The sequence below is a fragment of the Micropruina glycogenica genome (assembly GCF_900289045.1).
In the GTDB taxonomy this organism is placed as follows: domain Bacteria; phylum Actinomycetota; class Actinomycetes; order Propionibacteriales; family Propionibacteriaceae; genus Micropruina; species Micropruina glycogenica.
Window position 1 is genome coordinate 617,654 of record NZ_LT985188.1, and the last position, 16,282, is coordinate 633,935.

Annotated in this window: 15 protein-coding genes; 12 read left to right on the forward strand and 3 right to left on the reverse strand. The window is 69.8% G+C overall.

The genetic code is table 11. The features are described 5' to 3' along the window. The first annotated feature begins 84 nt into the window (after positions 1-84). Positions 85-1,596, forward strand: a complete 1,512-nt coding sequence (gene obgE, locus MPLG2_RS02895; protein WP_105184843.1) for a GTPase ObgE — start codon at positions 85-87, stop codon at positions 1,594-1,596. After that, entirely contained in the window at positions 1,589-2,710 is a 1,122-nt protein-coding gene (proB, locus tag MPLG2_RS02900; protein ID WP_105184844.1) for a glutamate 5-kinase, read from the forward strand. Before obgE ends, proB begins: the two co-directional genes overlap by 8 nt. Before the next feature lie 105 nt (positions 2,711-2,815). Here proB and MPLG2_RS02905 read toward each other — a convergent pair whose 3' ends face one another. Further along, the gene (locus MPLG2_RS02905; RefSeq protein ID WP_158680818.1) at positions 2,816-3,568 is read right to left on the reverse strand and encodes an IclR family transcriptional regulator; all 753 of its coding nucleotides are present in this window, start codon (positions 3,566-3,568) and stop codon (positions 2,816-2,818) included. Between the two features lie 146 nt (positions 3,569-3,714). Between MPLG2_RS02905 and eda the strand changes: the two genes are divergently transcribed. The 5 genes from eda (at position 3,715) to MPLG2_RS02930 (ending at position 9,309) form a co-directional block, all read left to right on the forward strand. Further along, positions 3,715-4,344: a bifunctional 4-hydroxy-2-oxoglutarate aldolase/2-dehydro-3-deoxy-phosphogluconate aldolase gene (eda, locus tag MPLG2_RS02910; protein WP_105184846.1), complete on the forward strand. Its 630-nt coding sequence runs from the start codon at positions 3,715-3,717 to the stop codon at positions 4,342-4,344. Positions 4,345-4,361: 17 nt separating this feature from the next. Next, on the forward strand, positions 4,362-5,465 hold the full coding sequence (locus tag MPLG2_RS02915; protein ID WP_105184847.1) for a sugar kinase: 1,104 nt from the start codon (positions 4,362-4,364) through the stop codon (positions 5,463-5,465). Positions 5,466-5,469: 4 nt separating this feature from the next. Continuing rightward, positions 5,470-6,684 carry a D-mannonate dehydratase ManD gene (gene manD / locus MPLG2_RS02920; protein ID WP_105184848.1) on the forward strand — a complete coding sequence of 405 codons (1,215 nt, stop codon included), beginning with the start codon at positions 5,470-5,472 and terminating at the stop codon, positions 6,682-6,684. A 6-nt stretch (positions 6,685-6,690) separates the two neighbouring features. Next, positions 6,691-8,163 (forward strand): mannitol dehydrogenase family protein, encoded by a 1,473-nt coding sequence (locus MPLG2_RS02925; protein WP_105184849.1) that lies wholly within the window; start codon positions 6,691-6,693, stop codon positions 8,161-8,163. Between the two features lie 129 nt (positions 8,164-8,292). Then, on the forward strand, positions 8,293-9,309 hold the full coding sequence (locus tag MPLG2_RS02930) for an L-idonate 5-dehydrogenase (RefSeq protein WP_105184850.1): 1,017 nt from the start codon (positions 8,293-8,295) through the stop codon (positions 9,307-9,309). Positions 9,310-9,381: 72 nt separating this feature from the next. On the opposite strand, the gene MPLG2_RS02935 is transcribed toward MPLG2_RS02930, so the two are convergent. Then, on the reverse strand, positions 9,382-9,798 hold the full coding sequence (locus MPLG2_RS02935; protein ID WP_105184851.1) for a bacterial transcriptional activator domain-containing protein: 417 nt from the start codon (positions 9,796-9,798) through the stop codon (positions 9,382-9,384). A gap of 240 nt (positions 9,799-10,038) precedes the next feature. Between MPLG2_RS02935 and MPLG2_RS02940 the strand changes: the two genes are divergently transcribed. The 5 genes from MPLG2_RS02940 to MPLG2_RS02955 all read left to right on the forward strand — a co-directional run bounded on the left by MPLG2_RS02940 (position 10,039) and on the right by MPLG2_RS02955 (position 13,421). After that, positions 10,039-11,400: a glutamate-5-semialdehyde dehydrogenase gene (locus tag MPLG2_RS02940; protein WP_105184852.1), complete on the forward strand. Its 1,362-nt coding sequence runs from the start codon at positions 10,039-10,041 to the stop codon at positions 11,398-11,400. A 208-nt stretch (positions 11,401-11,608) separates the two neighbouring features. After that, the gene (locus tag MPLG2_RS18235) at positions 11,609-11,749 is read left to right on the forward strand and encodes a hypothetical protein (RefSeq protein ID WP_158680819.1); all 141 of its coding nucleotides are present in this window, start codon (positions 11,609-11,611) and stop codon (positions 11,747-11,749) included. Next, positions 11,749-12,381: a nicotinate-nucleotide adenylyltransferase gene (gene nadD, locus MPLG2_RS02945; protein ID WP_105184853.1), complete on the forward strand. Its 633-nt coding sequence runs from the start codon at positions 11,749-11,751 to the stop codon at positions 12,379-12,381. Before MPLG2_RS18235 ends, nadD begins: the two co-directional genes overlap by 1 nt. 24 nt (positions 12,382-12,405) lie before the next feature. Beyond that, complete coding sequence (rsfS, locus tag MPLG2_RS02950) at positions 12,406-12,807, forward strand: ribosome silencing factor (protein WP_105184854.1); 402 nt, start codon at positions 12,406-12,408, stop codon at positions 12,805-12,807. Continuing rightward, the gene (locus tag MPLG2_RS02955) at positions 12,804-13,421 is read left to right on the forward strand and encodes a histidine phosphatase family protein (RefSeq protein WP_158680820.1); all 618 of its coding nucleotides are present in this window, start codon (positions 12,804-12,806) and stop codon (positions 13,419-13,421) included. The genes rsfS and MPLG2_RS02955 overlap by 4 nt, the downstream gene beginning before the upstream one ends. Before the next feature lie 167 nt (positions 13,422-13,588). Here MPLG2_RS02955 and MPLG2_RS02960 read toward each other — a convergent pair whose 3' ends face one another. After that, complete coding sequence (locus MPLG2_RS02960) at positions 13,589-16,237, reverse strand: PEP/pyruvate-binding domain-containing protein (RefSeq protein WP_197710056.1); 2,649 nt, start codon at positions 16,235-16,237, stop codon at positions 13,589-13,591. Positions 16,238-16,282: the final 45 nt, after the last annotated feature.

The window sequence follows — 16,282 nt, forward strand, 5'->3', positions numbered from 1 at the left end:
CGACGCGGTATGCGGCCCCGCCGGACGCTGTGGGACGATGAGAGGCGTACCTTTCGTCACCCGCGAGTTCCCCGGAGTTGAACCATGGCCATTCCGTCCTTCGTCGACGCTGCGACCCTGACGGTCGCCGGCGGCAACGGTGGGCACGGCTGCGCGTCCATCCACCGGGAGAAGTTCAAGCCGCTGGGCGGCCCCGACGGCGGCAACGGCGGCAACGGAGGATCGGTGATCCTCCGCGTCGAGCCGGGGTTGACCACCCTGGTCGAGTACCACCGGCAGTCCCAGCGCCGGGCCCAGAACGGACAACCCGGCAAGGGCGATCACGCCAACGGCGCCAACGGCGACGACGTGGTGCTGGCGGTGCCCGACGGCACCGTGGTGCGCGACGCCGACACCGGCGAGACCCTGGCCGACCTGGTCGGCGCCGAGGCCGAAGTGGTGGTCGCCGCCGGCGGTCGTGGCGGTTTGGGCAACGCCGCGCTGGCGTCGTCCACCCGCAAGGCACCCGGCTTCGCGCTGCTCGGCGAAGAGGGCGAGGCGCGTCGCGTCACGCTCGAACTCAAGGTGCTGGCCGACGTCGGGCTGGTCGGCTTTCCCAGCGCGGGCAAGTCTTCGCTGATCGCGGCGATCAGCCGAGCCCGTCCGAAGATCGCCGACTACCCGTTCACCACCCTGGTGCCCAACCTGGGCGTCGTGGTGGCGGGCGACGTCACGTTCACCGTGGCCGACGTGCCGGGGCTGATCGAGGGGGCGTCCGAGGGACGGGGCCTGGGGCACGACTTTCTGCGGCACATCGAGCGCTGCCTGGCGATCGTGCACGTGATCGACTGCGCCACCTACGAGCCCGGCCGCGACCCGCTGACCGACCTCGACATCATCGAGGCCGAGCTCGCGGCGCACGGCGGATTGGAGGACCGGCCGCGCATGGTGGCCCTCAACAAGGTGGACGTCACCGATGCGGCCGAGCTGGCCGACATCGTCCGGCCCGAGTTGGAGGCGCGCGGGCTGCCCACCTTCTTGGTGTCGACCAAGACCGGTGAAGGCCTGCGCGCCCTGACGTTCGCGATGGCTGACGAGGTGGCCCGGCGGCGTGCGGAGGCGCCCAAGCCCGAGCCGGCGCGCATCGTGATTCGTCCCGCACCGGTGGCCGGCGGTCCCGAGTTCACGATTCGCAAGCAGGGCGACGGTGAGGGCGGTTTCGTCTGGCGGGTGCGCGGTGACAAGCCCGAACGCTGGGTGCGGCAGACCGACTTCAACAACGGCGAGGCGGTGGGCTACCTGGCCGACCGGTTCGCCCGGCTGGGCATCGAAGACGCTCTGCTGGCCGAGGGTGCCCGCGCGGGCGACGCGGTGGCGATCGGCGAGGGGGAGCACCCGGTGGTGTTCGACTTCGCCCCGCAAGTCGAGATCGGTGCCGAGCTGCTGTCGCGCCGAGGCGAAGACCAGCGGCTGTTCGACGAGCGCGAGTCGGTGAAGCGTCGCCGCAAGCTCGACGCCGAGTACCACGCCGCCAAAGAGGCCGAGCGGCTCACCCGTATGGCGTCGGAGGGGTACTCGGCCGACAAGGGCGCTTCGGAGGAAGGCGAAGATGACTGACCGTCCTCAACTTGCGGACGCGCAGCGCATCGTGGTGAAGGTCGGCTCGTCGTCGCTCACCGGACGACGCGGTCTCGACGGTGACCGGCTGCAGAGCCTGGTCGACAGCCTGGCGGCGCTACGGCGGGCCGGTAAAGACGTGGTGCTGGTGTCGTCCGGGGCGGTGGCGGCGGGCATGCCGGCGTTGGGCATGAAGCATCGTCCGCGCGACCTGGCCAGCCAGCAGGCGGCGGCCTCGGTGGGGCAGGGATTGTTGATCGAGCGCTACGACGCGCTGTTCGCCCGGCACGACATCGTGGTGGGGCAGGTGCTGCTCACCGTCGACGACCTGACCCGGCAGGCCGGCTACCGCAATGCACTGCGCACGTTCACCCGGCTGATGCAGTTGGGGGCGGTGCCGGTGGTGAACGAGAACGACACCGTGGCCACGCACGAGATTCGCTTCGGCGACAACGATCGGCTGGCCGCCCTGGTGGCGCACCTGGTGCAGGCCGACGCGCTGGTGCTGCTGTCGGACGTGGACGCGCTGTACACGCGGCACCCGTCCGATCCAGAGGCGGTGAAGATCACTGAAGTGGCCGACGTGGACGATCTCGACGTCGACACCTCACGGATCGGCTCGCAGGTGGGCACCGGCGGCATGGCCACCAAGCTGCAGGCGGCGCGGATCGCCACCGCGGCTGGTATCTCGGTGGTGCTGGCGTCATTCAACGACCACGCGGCGGCCGTCAGCGGGGGAGCGGTCGGCACGCTGTTTCACCCCACCGGCAAGAAGCGGGCGCGTCGGCTGATGTGGCTGGCCTACGCGTCGCAGGCCAAGGGCGACCTGGTGCTCGACGACGGGGCGGTGCGGGCGGTGCTCGAGCGCAAGGCGTCCTTGCTGCCGGCCGGCATCACCGCCGTGCACGGCGAGTTCTTGGCCGGCGAGCCGGTGCGGCTGCTCGACCTGGCCGGTGCCGTGATCGCCCGCGGCATCGTCAACTACGACGCCGGCGACCTGCCTGAACTGCTGGGCAAGAGCACACACCAGCTCGTCGAAGAGCGCGGCCCCGAGTTCGACCGCGAAGTCGTTCATCGCGACGCGTTGATCGTGAAGCTGCGCAAGAAGTCCTGAGCGGCAGGTATTGGGGACGGTTCCGATTACCCACCCACGAGGGCTTCTGGTGGGTAATCGAAACCGTCCCCTTTACCCGTCAACCCCGCGAGCCCGGCCCGCTGATCACTGGACGGGCAGGCTCAAACCCTCGGGCAGCAGCGGCGGCAACACCTCGCGAATCAGGTTCGACAGTGCCTGCTGGCGCGCCGTCGTCAGCCGCTCGGCGGGCATCGTGATCGACAAAGCCGCCACCGGGCTGGGGCCCTGCATCACCGCGGTGCCCAGGCAGGCCACACCGGGTTCGGTCTCTTCCAACTCAGTGGAGTAGCCGCGTTCGCGGGTGGCGTGCACGGCCGCGATCAACTGCGGCAGGGTGACCGTGCTGTTGTGCAGGTAGGCGGCCAACTGGTCGTCGGGCACGTCACGAAAGGCCAGCAGCGCCCGGCCCATTGCCGACGATGCCGCCGACGTGCGCTGGCCGACCTGCGACCACACCCGGATCGCCCGCTCGGGTTCCACCTTGTCGACGTACATCACCTGGTCGCCGATCAGCACGCCCAGGTGCACCAACTCGTCGGCCTCGTGCGACAGCGCGATCAGCGCCGGGTGCAGCGACTGAGCCAGGCTCTGCGGGGTGAGGAACTGCTGGCCGAGCGCCATTGCCGCCGCGCCCAACCGGTAGTCGCCGGTCGACGCTGACTGGGTGACAAAGCCGTGGGCGCGCATGGTCGACAGCGCGCGGTACGCGGTGGACTTGTTCACCCCGGTCGCGACAGCCAGTTCGGTGAGCGGTGCACCCTTGGGGCCGGCCTGCGACAGGGCGGTGAGCAGGCTCAATGCGCGATCGATCGCTTCGACGCGTGGTCCTTCGGTCATACCGCGATGATGCCTGGTCGTTTCACTGAATGCAACGATCGGATTCATTGTGCGAAAGATGCTTGCGACTCTAGACACGTATGTGCCACAATCGTTTCAAACAACGAACCGAGCGTTTCAATGAACAAAACAGCCAGGAGTCGTGGATGTCTGACCTGATCGCCCAGATACTCGCCAGCCGCATCGTGCCCGTGGTGGTGGTGAACGACGCCGCCCGCGCCGCCGGTCTGGCGGACGCGCTGGTCGCCGGTAACCTGCCCGTCGCCGAGGTCACCCTGCGCACCCCCGCCGCCCCCGAGGCGATCGCCACCATGGCGAAGAACCCCGACCTGCTGGTCGGCGCCGGCACCGTGCTCACCCCCGCGCAGGTCGACCTGGCCGTGGACGCCGGCGCGAAGTTCCTGGTCAGCCCCGGGTTCAGCGCCGAGACGGTGGCCCGCGCCGCCGAGCGCGGCGTGCCGATCGTGCCCGGCACCGTCACCCCGAGCGAGGTGATGGCCGCCCTGGCCACCGAGCTGACGCTGCTCAAGTTCTTCCCCGCCGCCAATTACGGCGGCACCGGCACCCTCAAGGCGTTCGCCTCGGTGTTCGGCCGGGCCAGCTTCATTCCCACGGGCGGCGTCTCGACGTCGAACCTCGGCGACTACCTCGGTCTGCCCAACGTCCCCGCCGTCGGCGGCTCGTGGATGGTGCCGCCGAAGGCCATCGACGCCGGTGACTTCGCCACCGTGCAATCCCTGAGCGCCGAAGCGGTCGCCGCCGCGGCCGCCCTCTGACCCCGAAGGACGACGTGATGCCCAACCAACTGACCCTGCGCCCGGCGGACGAATGCCGCTACGACGCCCTCGCCCTCGGCGAGGTGATGCTGCGGCTCGACCCCGGTGAACTGCGCATTCGCACCGCCCGCAGCTTCACCGCCTGGGAGGGCGGCGGCGAGTACAACGTGGTGCGCGGCCTGAGCCGGGTGTTCGGCCAGCGCGCCGGTGTGATCACCGCACTGGTGGACGACGAGGTCGGCCACCTGATCGAGGGCTTCATCATGGCGGGCGGGGTGGACACCTCGCTGATCCACTGGGCCCCCTCGGACGGCGTTGGCCGCACCGTGCGCAACGGCCTCAACTTCACCGAGCGCGGCTTTGGCGTGCGCGGCGCCAAGGGCGTCAACGACCGGGGCCACACCGCGATCGCGCAGCTCGGCCCCGACGAGGTCGACTTCGAGGCGATCTTCAGCCAAGGCGTCCGCTGGCTACACACCGGCGGCATTTTCGCCGCCTTGAGCGAGACCAGCGCCGCCACCGCGCTGGCCGCCATGAAGGCCGCCAAGAAATGCGGCACCATCGTCAGCTACGACCTCAACTACCGGCCCAGCCTGTGGAAGAGCATCGGCGGCCAGCAGCGCGCGCAAGAGGTGAACCGCGAGCTCGCCCAGTACGTCGACGTGATGATCGGCAACGAAGAGGACTTCACCGCCTCCCTCGGCTTCGAGATCGAGGGTGTCGACGAGCACCTCACCGAGCTGCCGATCGAGGGCTTCTCGCGCATGATCGAGACCGCGGCCAAGGCCTTCCCCAACCTTCAGGTGATCGCCACCACGCTGCGAGCCGTGCACAGCGCGTCCGACAACGACTGGAGCGCCCTGGCCTGGTCGCCCGAAACCGGTTTGGTGCAGGCCGCCGACCGCAAGCATCTCGAGATCCTCGACCGGGTGGGCGGCGGCGACTCGTTCGCCTCCGGCCTGTCCTACGGGCTGATCGCCGGCGAGGACCTGCAGACCGCCGTCGAGTACGGCGCCGCGCACGGCGCCCTGGCCATGACCACCCCCGGCGACACCACGATGGCCACCAGGGCCGAGGTGCTGAAGCTGGCCGGCGGCGGCAGCGCGCGCGTGGATCGCTGAGCCGATGGACGTCATCGAGAAGGTCGAAGTGCTCGTCAGCAGCCCGTCGCGCAACTACGTGACGCTGCGGCTGACCACCCGCGACGGCATCGTCGGCCTCGGTGACGCCACCGTGAACGGACGCGAACTGTCCGTGGCCGCCTACCTGCGCGACCACGTCGGGCCGCTGCTGATCGGCCGCGACCCGGGCCGCATCGAAGACACCTGGCAATACCTGTACCGGGGCGTGTACTGGCGCCGCGGCCCGATCGGCATGGCCGCCATCGGCGCGGTCGATATCGCCCTGTGGGACATTCTCGGCAAGCGCACCGGCCAGCCGCTCTACCAGCTGTTCGGCGGACGCGTCCGCGACCGGTTGGCCACCTACCGGCACGCCTTCGGCTGGGACCTGCCTGCCCTGCTCGACCAGGTGGACGCCCATCGCGAGGCCGGCTTCAGCAACATCCGGGTGCAGACCGGCGTGCCCGAACTCGACGTCGTGTACGGGGTCACCAAGGACGGTCCGGTCTACGAGCCCGCGGGACGCTCCGCCCGTCCGGCCGAGGAGACCTGGGACGCCGAGGCGTATCTGCGCTACGTGCCCGGGGTGATCGAGGGCGTCCGCGAGCAGGTCGGCCCCGGCGTCAATCTGCTGCACGACGCCCACCACCGGCTCACCCCGATTCAGGCCGCCCGGCTCGGCAAGGCGCTGGAGCCGGTCGGCCTGTACTGGCTGGAGGACGTCACCCCGGCCGAAGACCAGGAGGCGCTGCGGCTGGTGCGTCAGCACACCACCACGCCGCTGGCCATCGGCGAGGTGTTCAACACTATCTGGGACTGCCAGTACCTGATCGAGAACCGGCTGATCGACTACATTCGTGCCGCGGTCGTGCACGCCGGCGGCATCAGCCACATTCGCAAGATCTTCGCCCTGGCCGAGGTGCACGGCGTGCAGGCGGCGCCGCACGGGCCCTCCGACGTGTCACCGATCTCGCTCGCGGCGTCCATTCACCTGGGTGTGGCCACGCACAACTTCGCCATTCAGGAGTACATGGGCTACCCCGATCTCGTGCACGAGGCGTTTCCGCACGCCTGGCGCGTCGAGGACGGCCACCTGCAGCCCGGCGACGAGCCCGGTCTGGGCGTAACCCTCACCGAGGACCTGCACCGTGCGGAAGACTACGAAGCGGCCTACCTGCCCGTCGCGCGACGACGCGACGGAACCCTCACAGATTGGTGATCGACGATGACCCAAGCCCTCTCGAAGGCCACGTACGACGGTGCCGTGCTGGGCGTCAGCGCCCCGCCCACCCCGGGCATGCTGCACCTCGGTATCGGCAACTTCCACCGCGCCCACGCCGCGGTCTACACCGCGAAGGCCATGGCCGCGCAGGGTGGTGACTGGGGAATCGTCGCCGTCGCCAACCGTTCGCGCCGGGTGGTCGATTCGCTGGCCGGCCAGGGCTTTCTCTACTCGATCCTCGAACTCAGCAGCGCCGGCGAGCGGGTCGACGTGATGGACGTGCACCGCGAAACCCTGGTGGCATCGGAACAGACCGCCGAACTGATGGCCCGCATCGCCAGCCCCGAGATCAAGATCGTCACCATGACCATTTCGGAGAACGGCTACTGCCGCAACGCGGTGACCGGCGACCTCGACGTGGACGGCGATCTGGTCAGCGCCGACCTGGCCAACCCCGCCGCCCCGCGCACCAGCATCGGCCAGCTCGCCGGGGCCCTGATCAGGCGCTACCAGGGCGACGGGGGACCGCTGACCATCCTGTCGTGCGACAACCTGGTCTCGGCCGGCCACACGGCGCAGAAGATGGTCACCCAGTACTTGCAGGCGACCGCCACGCCGGACGGCTTTCACGACTGGTTCGAGGCGTCCGTCACGTTTCCCAACGCGATGGTCGATCGCATCGTGCCCGGCACCACCGACGCCACACGGGCCCGGGTACGGGAGCTGCTCGGGGTCACTGACGCCATCCCGGTGCCCGCCGAACGGTTCAGCATGTGGGTGATCGAGGACAAGTTCGCCGCCGGACGTCCGGCCTGGGAAGAGGGGGGAGCGATCTTCTCCGACGAGGTCGAGGCGTACGAACTGGTCAAGCTGCGGCTGCTCAACGGCTCGCACTCGCTGATCGCCTACCTCGGCGGCCTTTCGGGCGCCGACACCATTCCGGCCAGCTTCGGCCAGGACTTCGTGCGCGAATGCGTCACCGAGTTGCTGAACGTCGAATACCTGCCCAGCATCGACTTGCCCAGCGGTTTCGACCCGCAGGCCTACATCGCTCAACTGTTCGACCGCTGGAGCAACCACGCGCTCGGCGACGCGACCGCTCGAGTCGGCTCCGACGGTTCGCTCAAGCTGCTGCAGCGGGTGCCCGACCCGGCGCTGCGCCTGCTGAACCTGGGCGAGATGCCGCAGCAGCTCGCCCTGATGGTGGCCGGGTGGATCGCCTGCGTCGCGCCCCCGGAAGGTTTCGACCCCGGCCCGATCGCCGCAGCGATGATCGAGCCGGCCAAAGAGAAGCTGGCGGCGGTCACCACCGGCGCCGGATCGGTGCGGGCCCACGTCGAGAAGATCATGCGCGGCGGCTTCTTCCCCGAGGCTCTCGCCACACACGACGAGTTCGTCGGCCGGGTCGCCGAACTGGTCGAGATCATCATCACCCACGGCGTCCGCGACGCAGCAAGAACCGCCTTGGACGCCTGAACCAACTCCACCCGTCATCCCGGCGAACGCCGGGATCTCCACACCCGCCACGGCCCGCTTACCGATCTCGTCATCCGGCGAACGCCGGGATCTCCACACCCGCTACGACCCGCCTCGAAAGGACAGTCGATGAAGACCTTGAAGATCCACGGTGCCGAACAGATCACCATCGAGGACGCCCCGGTTCCCGAGCCGGCCGCCGACGAGGTGCTGGTCCGGATGATGTACGGCGGCATCTGCGGCTCCGACCTGCACTACTACTTCCACGGCCGCAACGGCGCCTTCGTGGTCACCGAACCCTTCACGCCCGGGCATGAGATGTCGGGCGTGGTCGAGCGTGACCCGTCCGGCAAGTGGGCGCCCGGCACCCCCGTCACCATCGCCCCCGCCACCTTCGGCACCTCGCAACCCGGCATCGAGGACCGCAAGTACCTGTGGCCCGGCGGCAGCTACTTCGGCAGCGCGTCCACCACGCCGCACACCCAGGGCGGCATGAGCGAGTACCGAGCGGTGAACGAGTTCATGCTGCGCGAACTGCCGGAGGGCCTCTCTCTGAAGGAGGCGGCACTGGCCGAACCGCTTGCGGTGGCGCTGCACGCGATCCGGATCGCCGGAGGTGTCGAGGGCAAGAAGGTGCTCGTCACCGGGTCGGGCCCGATCGGGCTCTGCGCCGTGGCCGCCGCGGTGGCGCTCGGCGCCAGTGAGGTCGCTGCCACCGACATGTTGGACGGCCCTCTGGAGCGCGCCCGCGCCCTTGGTGCCACCGCGACCTACAAGGCGGGCGAGCAGGACGTGCCGCAGACGGCCTTCGACGTGGCACTGGAGTGCTCCGGGGTCGCCCCCGCTGTCAGCCAGGCGCTGAGCGCAGTTCGCGCGGCCGGCATCGTCGTGCAGGTCGGCATTCTGCCCGCTGAACCGATCGCGGTGAATCTGGCGCCGCTGGTCAGTCGCGAGGTGCAGTATCTCGGCACCTTCCGGTTCGACGACGAGATCGACCAGGCGATCACTCTCCTCGCCGCCAACCCCTCGATCGGCAAGGTCGTGACGCACGTGATCGACGCCAAGCACATCATCGAGGCGTTCGAAACGGCTCGCAACAGCCAGGAGTCCGGCAAGGTCGTCGTCTCGCTCTGGCTCGACGACTGAGCCGCCAGGTCGTCCCACCTGGGGCGTCCCTCGTTCTGCCGGCAGCATGCGCCCGCCTGCGGCGATGCGCGGTCATGACGGCGACGGCGGGCTGGCCGGGCCGGGAAATCCGGCCGGTTCAATGCCCAGGTCACGCATGCGGGCGGTGTAGAGCCGGTAGTGGCGCAGCGCTTCGCCGTGCCGTCGCGCGGCGGCGAGCCGACCGACCAGCACCAGATGCGTGGGCTCGTCGTAGGGGTCGACCCTCAGCAGCCGCAAACCGTGGCGCAGTGCCTCGTCGGTGTTGCCGGCGCCGGCGTGCCCCTCGACCAGGCGCCGCAACACCACCAGATGAACCGCGCGGCACTCTTCGCGCAACGCCGCCTGGTCGGCGAACTGCTCGCCCTGCAGGGCTTCGCCCTCGAGCACCTCACCGGTGTAACAGGCTTCGGCCTCGGCCAGCGCGCATGCGCTGTGGTACAACGACGACAGGTACGGGTTCCAGCGCAAGTCAAAGGAACTGTCGGGTCAGGGGCTGCGACTCGTCGACGTCGAAGTGTTCGGGGGGCTGGTCTCCTGACCATCGGGGGGAGGGGGAGGCGGTCCGGGCGTCCCGCGTCGGCGTAACCCACCGTCCGGGGGCCCGGGCACCCGGCACGCCCCCGCCGCAACGAAGAAGCCGCACCCCTCACGTCCGGCCACAGACCACCCGTCATCCCGGCGAACGCCGGGATCTCCCCGCCCCCTGGGATGCTGGCGCGAGTTGGGGACGGTTCCTATCTCGCGCCACCCCTACATCTAGTGTTGTGCGACTCGGTGGCGCCCAATCGGAACCGTCCCCAATACGCGCCAGGCCGGTATTGTTCGGCCGTGACCTTCGAAGACCAGGCGCGGGCCGCCAAGCGGGCCGCCGTCACTCTCGCCACCCTCAATCGGGTGGCCAAGGACGCCGCGCTGAACGCCATGGCCGACGCGCTGGCCGACGCCGAACGATCCGTGCTGGACGCCAACCTGCGCGACGTCGACCGGGCTCGCGAGGCGGGTACGTCCGACGCCCTGATCGATCGGCTGCGACTCAACCCGCAGCGCGTCGACGGCATGGTCGGCGGGCTTCGTGACCTGGCCCGGCTGCCCGACCCGGTCGGCGACGTTGTGCGGGGTTGGACGAACGCCAACGGCGTGCAGGTGCGTCAGGTACGGGTGCCGTTCGGGGTGGTCGGCATCATCTACGAGGCCCGTCCGAACGTGACCGCCGACGCGGCCGGCATCTGCTTGAAGTCGGGCAACGCGGCGCTGTTGCGCGGGTCGTCCTCGGCCCTGGAATCGAATCGCGCCGTCGTCCAGGCGCTGCGCGCCGGTCTCGAGGCGGTGGGGTTGCCGGCCGACGCCGTGCAACTGGTCGAGGGTGGACGCGAGGTGACCGACGAGCTGATGGCGGCGCGCGGTCTGGTCGACGTGCTAATCCCGCGCGGCGGCGCCGGGCTGATCAACGCAGTCGTGAACGGCAGCAAGGTGCCGGTGATCGAAACCGGCACCGGCAACTGTCACATCTTCGTCGACGCCAGTGCCGACCAGGCCATGGCCATCGAGATCCTGCTGAACGCCAAGGTGCAACGGCCCAGCGTGTGCAACGCGGCCGAGACGCTGCTGGTGCACGCCGCGATCGCCGACGAGTTCGTGCCCAAGGCGCTGGACGCTCTCGCCGCGCAGGGCGTCACTGTGCACGGCACCGACGCGGTGCAGCGCTATTCAGACCAGGTGGTGCCGGCCGGTCCGGACGAGTTCGACGCCGAGTACCTCTCGCTCGACATCGCCGCCGCCGTGGTCGACTCGGTGGACGCCGCCATCGAGCACATTCGCGACCACACCACCGGGCATTCGGAGACGATCGTCACCAACGATCGGGTCTCGGCCGACCGTTTCGTGGCCCAGGTGGACGCCGCCGCCGTACTGGTGAACGCCTCGTCGCGCTTCGTGGACGGCGGCGAGTTCGGGTTCGGCGCCGAGATCGGCATCTCGACCCAGAAGTTGCACGCCCGCGGGCCGATGGGGCTGGCCGAGATGACCTCGTCGAAATACATCGTGACCGGCGACGGCCAGACCCGTCCGTGAGCCGCCGGCGTCCGATCGGCTCGTCAACTGATGACCGATCTGGTGCCCTCGCCCGCCTGCCGAGCGGTGATCCCCGCGACAACGGTCGTCATTTCACGACGACGGGCGGCCTCGGCCGTCACAGCGAAGCAGCTCACGTGCACCAAAGGTGCGGCGACAAGCGCATCTGCCGTGGCTCACGGCGCCCCGGGCCACTACGATGCCGCGCATGGGCATTCTTCTGGAGACGACAGAGGCCGCAGCGCACAACCCGTACTTTCCGTGGATCGTGGGCGCCACGGTGTTCGCCGCGTTGATGATCGGGCTGCGCGTGGTGTGGGGCGTGGGCAAGAGCCGTCCGCATAGCTGATGACCAATACCGGCATCGTCTGGAAGAACGACGGGTCCAGGCGGCGACGGCTCGGGGTGATGGGCGGCACGTTCGACCCGATTCACCACGGCCACCTGGTGGCGGCCAGCGAGGTGGGGGCCAGGTTCGGCCTCGACGAGGTGGTGTTCGTGCCCACCGGTCACCCGTGGCAGAAGGCCGACCGCGAGGTGTCGCTGGCCGAAGACCGCTACCTGATGACCACCATCGCCACCGCGTCGAACCCGCGGTTCTCGGTCAGCCGGGTCGACATCGACCGTCCCGGGTCGACCTACACCCTCGACACGCTGCACGACATTCGGGCCCACTACGGCGACGATGTCGACCTGTTCTTCATCACCGGTGCCGACGCGCTCAGCCAGATTCTGACCTGGCACGGCGTGCTGGAGCTGTTCGAGCTGGCCCACTTCGTGGGGGTCAGCAGGCCGGGCACTCCGCTCGGCGATCATGACATCGCGCACCTGCCGGCCGACAAGGTGACCTTGATGGAGGTGCCGGCGCTCGCGATCTCATCCACCGACTGCCGCAACCGGGTGCAGGAGCGGCTGCCGATCTGGTACCTGGTGCCGGACGGTATCGTCCAGTACATCGCCAAGCGCGGCCTCTACCGCTAGCACGCACGAAACCCTGGGAGCTCGATGACTGCAACAGACCACGCGATCCGCCTCACCCGGCTCGCCGCAAAGGCGGCCTCCGACAAGCTCGGCAGCGATCCCGTGGCGTTCGACGTGTCTGTGCCCCTGGCGATCACCGACGTTTTCCTGATCGTGAGCGCGGGCAACGAACGGCAGGTCGGCGCCATCGTCGACGCCGTCGAAGAGGCCCTGCTGGCCGACGGAGCCAAGCCGGCCAGGCGCGAGGGGCACGGTGAGAATCGCTGGGTGCTGCTCGACTTCATCGATCTGGTCGTGCACGTCATGCACAGCGAAGAGCGGGCGCTGTATACACTGGAAAGGCTGTGGCGGGACTGCCCGCGTATCGACCTGTCGGACGAACCGTCGGTGGAGCGTGTCGAGACCCCCGCGGCCCCCACGCCGTGACCGCAACCCGGGTCGTGCTGTGGCGGCACGGCGAAACGGAGTGGAACGCCGACGGCCGGTACCAGGGCCAGGCCGACGTGGCGCTCAACGAGCGGGGTGTGGCCCAGGCACGGGCGGCGGCGCCCTACCTGGCGGCCCTGGGGCCGGCGCGCATCGTGTCGTCCGACCTGGGCCGAGCCGGCGCGACCGCCGATGAGTTGGGTGCGCTGACCGGGTTGCCGGTCGAGCCGAACCGCCGGCTGCAAGAGATCAACGTGGGCGACTGGGTCGGGCTGACCAACGAGCAGGTGTTCGCCGCGCACCCCGACTTTCGCGAGGCCCTGTATGCCGGACGAGACGCGCGCCGATCGGCGTCCGGTGAGACCGGGTCCGAGGCGGGCGCCCGGGTGGCCGAGGCGCTGCTCGACCTCGCCCTCGACACCCCCGACGGACAGACCGTGGTCGCCGTTGGGCACGGGTTTTCGCTGCGGGTGGCGTCGGTCTTTCTGCTGGGCCTTGACTACGCCCACAACCTCACCCTGGGCGGTCTGTGGAACGCGTCATGGTCGATTCTGCAGCCGGCGGGGGAGAGTTGGCGGCTGCTGTCGTGGAACAACGTCGCGCCTGGCCGGTAACTGGGCACGGTCATTACTGCTCAGGACCATGGCGAGCTGGGAGATGAACCGTTCCCGATTCGTGATCGGAACACCCCGTCACCTCGTGAGCCGGAATGAGAACCGTCCCTTGAGCCAGAAGTAGAACCGTCCCCTGATCCGGATCAGGGGACGGTTCTACTTCTGGCTCAGGACTGGCGACGGCGGGCGATCAGGGCGACCACGCCCGCTGTCGCCGCTGCGGCGCCCGTCACCCAGGCCCACGTCGGCACCGCCTTGCCCGCGGGTGCCGCAGCCTCCGGTTCGCCGCCCAGGTGAACCACACCAGCGCTGCCGTCAACCGTGATCACGTCACCCGTGGCGATGCGCTTGGTTGCCACGCCGGTGCCGAGGACGGCCGGAATGCCGTACTCGCGGGCCACGATCGAGCCGTGGCTGAGCACCCCACCGATGTCGGTCACCACCCCCGCGGCCAGGGCGAACAACGGGGTGTAGGCGGGGGTGGTGATCGAGGCCACCAGAATCTCGCCCGGCTGAAACGCGGCGAAGTCCTCTGCCCCGGCTAGCACCCGGGCGGGCGCGGTGACGATGCCGCCCGAACCGCCCGTGCCCTTCAACGTCGGACCGGTCTGCTCGCCGGTGTGGGCGGGCATCATGCTGTCCATCCAGGTGATCCAGCCCGCCACCGGCAGGTACTGCGGCGGGGTGGCGAGCGCCTGCCCGCGCCAGATCATGCGCCGCTCGTCGATGGACGCCCGGTGGTCGCGCACGGCGCCCCCGTCGTCGAGGGCGGCCGCATCGGTCTCAGCCTCGGCCTCGGTCAGCCAGTACACGTCCGCGACCGATTCGATGCCTCCGGCCGCCACGAGCCGCGCGCCCAACTCACCGAGCAACGCCCGCATGGTGGGCCAGCCCAGACCAATCGCCGCGAGGGCGTCCTCGCGAATCGGCGCCCACCGCTGCGCCGCGCTCAGGCTCGCCCGCGCCATGCGGCGCCGGACGGGGTCGAGTCGGTCCATCAGTTCGCCGGTGAGCATGCTGCGCCGCTGCGTCATGCGGCGCTGGCGTTCCGCAGGGTCGGCCGCTCGACCGGCAATCGCATGCCGGACCGCCTCGAGCACCGGCGTCGGCTCGTCCGCCGGCACCGGGTTGGCGAAGTCAAGGTTGTACAGCGTGTGACCGTGAGCGTCCAGATGGGCGGCGAACCGGGCCCGGAACCGACCCCAGTCGGCGTCGGCGACACCCTCGGGGGCATCGTGCGGCAGGGGAGCGCCGACCCGCTCGAGCGCCTCGGGCAGCCCCGGCACGTCCCGACACCACACGGCCAGTTCGTACAGCGCCTTCTCGGCCACGATGGGGGCCGAATCGAAGCCGAGCAGAAAATCGGACGCCTGCGCGTCGCTCGACCCGCGCAGCACACCGTCATACAGGGCCGCCCAACTGAGCTCGGTGGTTGCGGCCATCGGAATCACCATCTGCACGTTGGTGTAGTAGCGGCAACCGGCTTCGAGCAGTTCGCGGGCGCCCTGCAGCAACTCGGCCCCGCTCAGTTCGGACGGCGGCCGCGACGACCACGGCGCCACGACGTCGCGGTAGGCGGGCAGGGCCCGGTCGCGCCAACGGTCGAGCACGAAGTTCTTGCGGCTCAGCAGCCGCAGCGCATGCGGGGTCATGCCCCACATCTTGTTCAGCGCGGCGTTGCTGTAGTCGTAGAAGGCGTAGCCGTTGATGGTCACGAAGTCGATGTCGAGCTCACCCAGGTTGGGGCCCAGTTCGGCCATCAGTGCCTTCAGACCCGCCGGCACCGCCGGTCTGACCAGGTCGGCGAACAGGGGCGTCAGCGGGTCGGGCAACTGTTCGATGATGCTGGCGCGAAAGTACATCGCCTTGTCACGGGGCATTGGCCACTCGGTCGGGCGATCACCGGTCGGCTCGGGCAGTGCGGTGATCGGCCGCGCCTGCAGCAGGGCGAACCGCTCGCCGACCAGCGCCCACTCGACGTCTTGCGGGCGTCCGAAATGCTGCTCGACCCGCGCACCCAGAGCGGCCAGTTCGCGGGCCTGCTCGGTGGTCAGCGTGGCCCGGTCGACCAGATCGGCCGGCGTGGCCTCGGTGGTCGACCCGCCGTCGGTGAGCACGGCGCGCACAGACTTGCCGGCGATGCGTTGCCGCACGTCAGTGCCGGCCGTGACGACGTACTCGTCGGGTTCGACCTGGCCGCCGACCACGGCCTCACCCAGCCCCCACGCGGCGGTGATGACGGTCTGGTCGCGGCGTCCGTTGCCCGGGTTGGCGGTGAACATCACCCCGGCCACGTCGGCGGGCACGAGCCGCTGCACGACCACCGCGATGCGCGGCGCCGCGCCGGTGTGGTGCTGGGCCCGGTACGCCACCGCGCGCTCGCCCCAGAGCGAGGCCCAGCAGCGCCTGATCGACGCCAGCAGCGCGTCAGTGCCGGTGACGTTGAGGTAGGTGTCCTGCTGGCCGGCGAAGCTGGCGTCGGGCAGGTCTTCGGCGGTCGCCGACGACCGTACCGCCACGGCCGGCTCGTCCAGGTCGCGGTAGGCGCCGGCGATCGCGTCGGTCAGTTCCGGCGGCAGTGCGACGGTGTCGAAGAGCCGGGCGATACCGGCGGCGTCCCCGGCCTCGACCAGCTGCGCCAAGTCGGTGCCGGCGACGGCCAGGTCATAACCGGCCGTGGTGACCACGAACCCGTCGGGTACGGCGAAACCGGCTCGGACGAGCTCGCCGAGGTTGGCCGCCTTGCCGCCGACCTCAGCCAGGCCGTTCGCGGAGCATGTCGAGAGGGGAAGAACCAGAGGCGTTTCGGCCATCATGATCGCGAGTCTTCTCCGGCCCCTTCGATTTCACAAGCCCGCGCC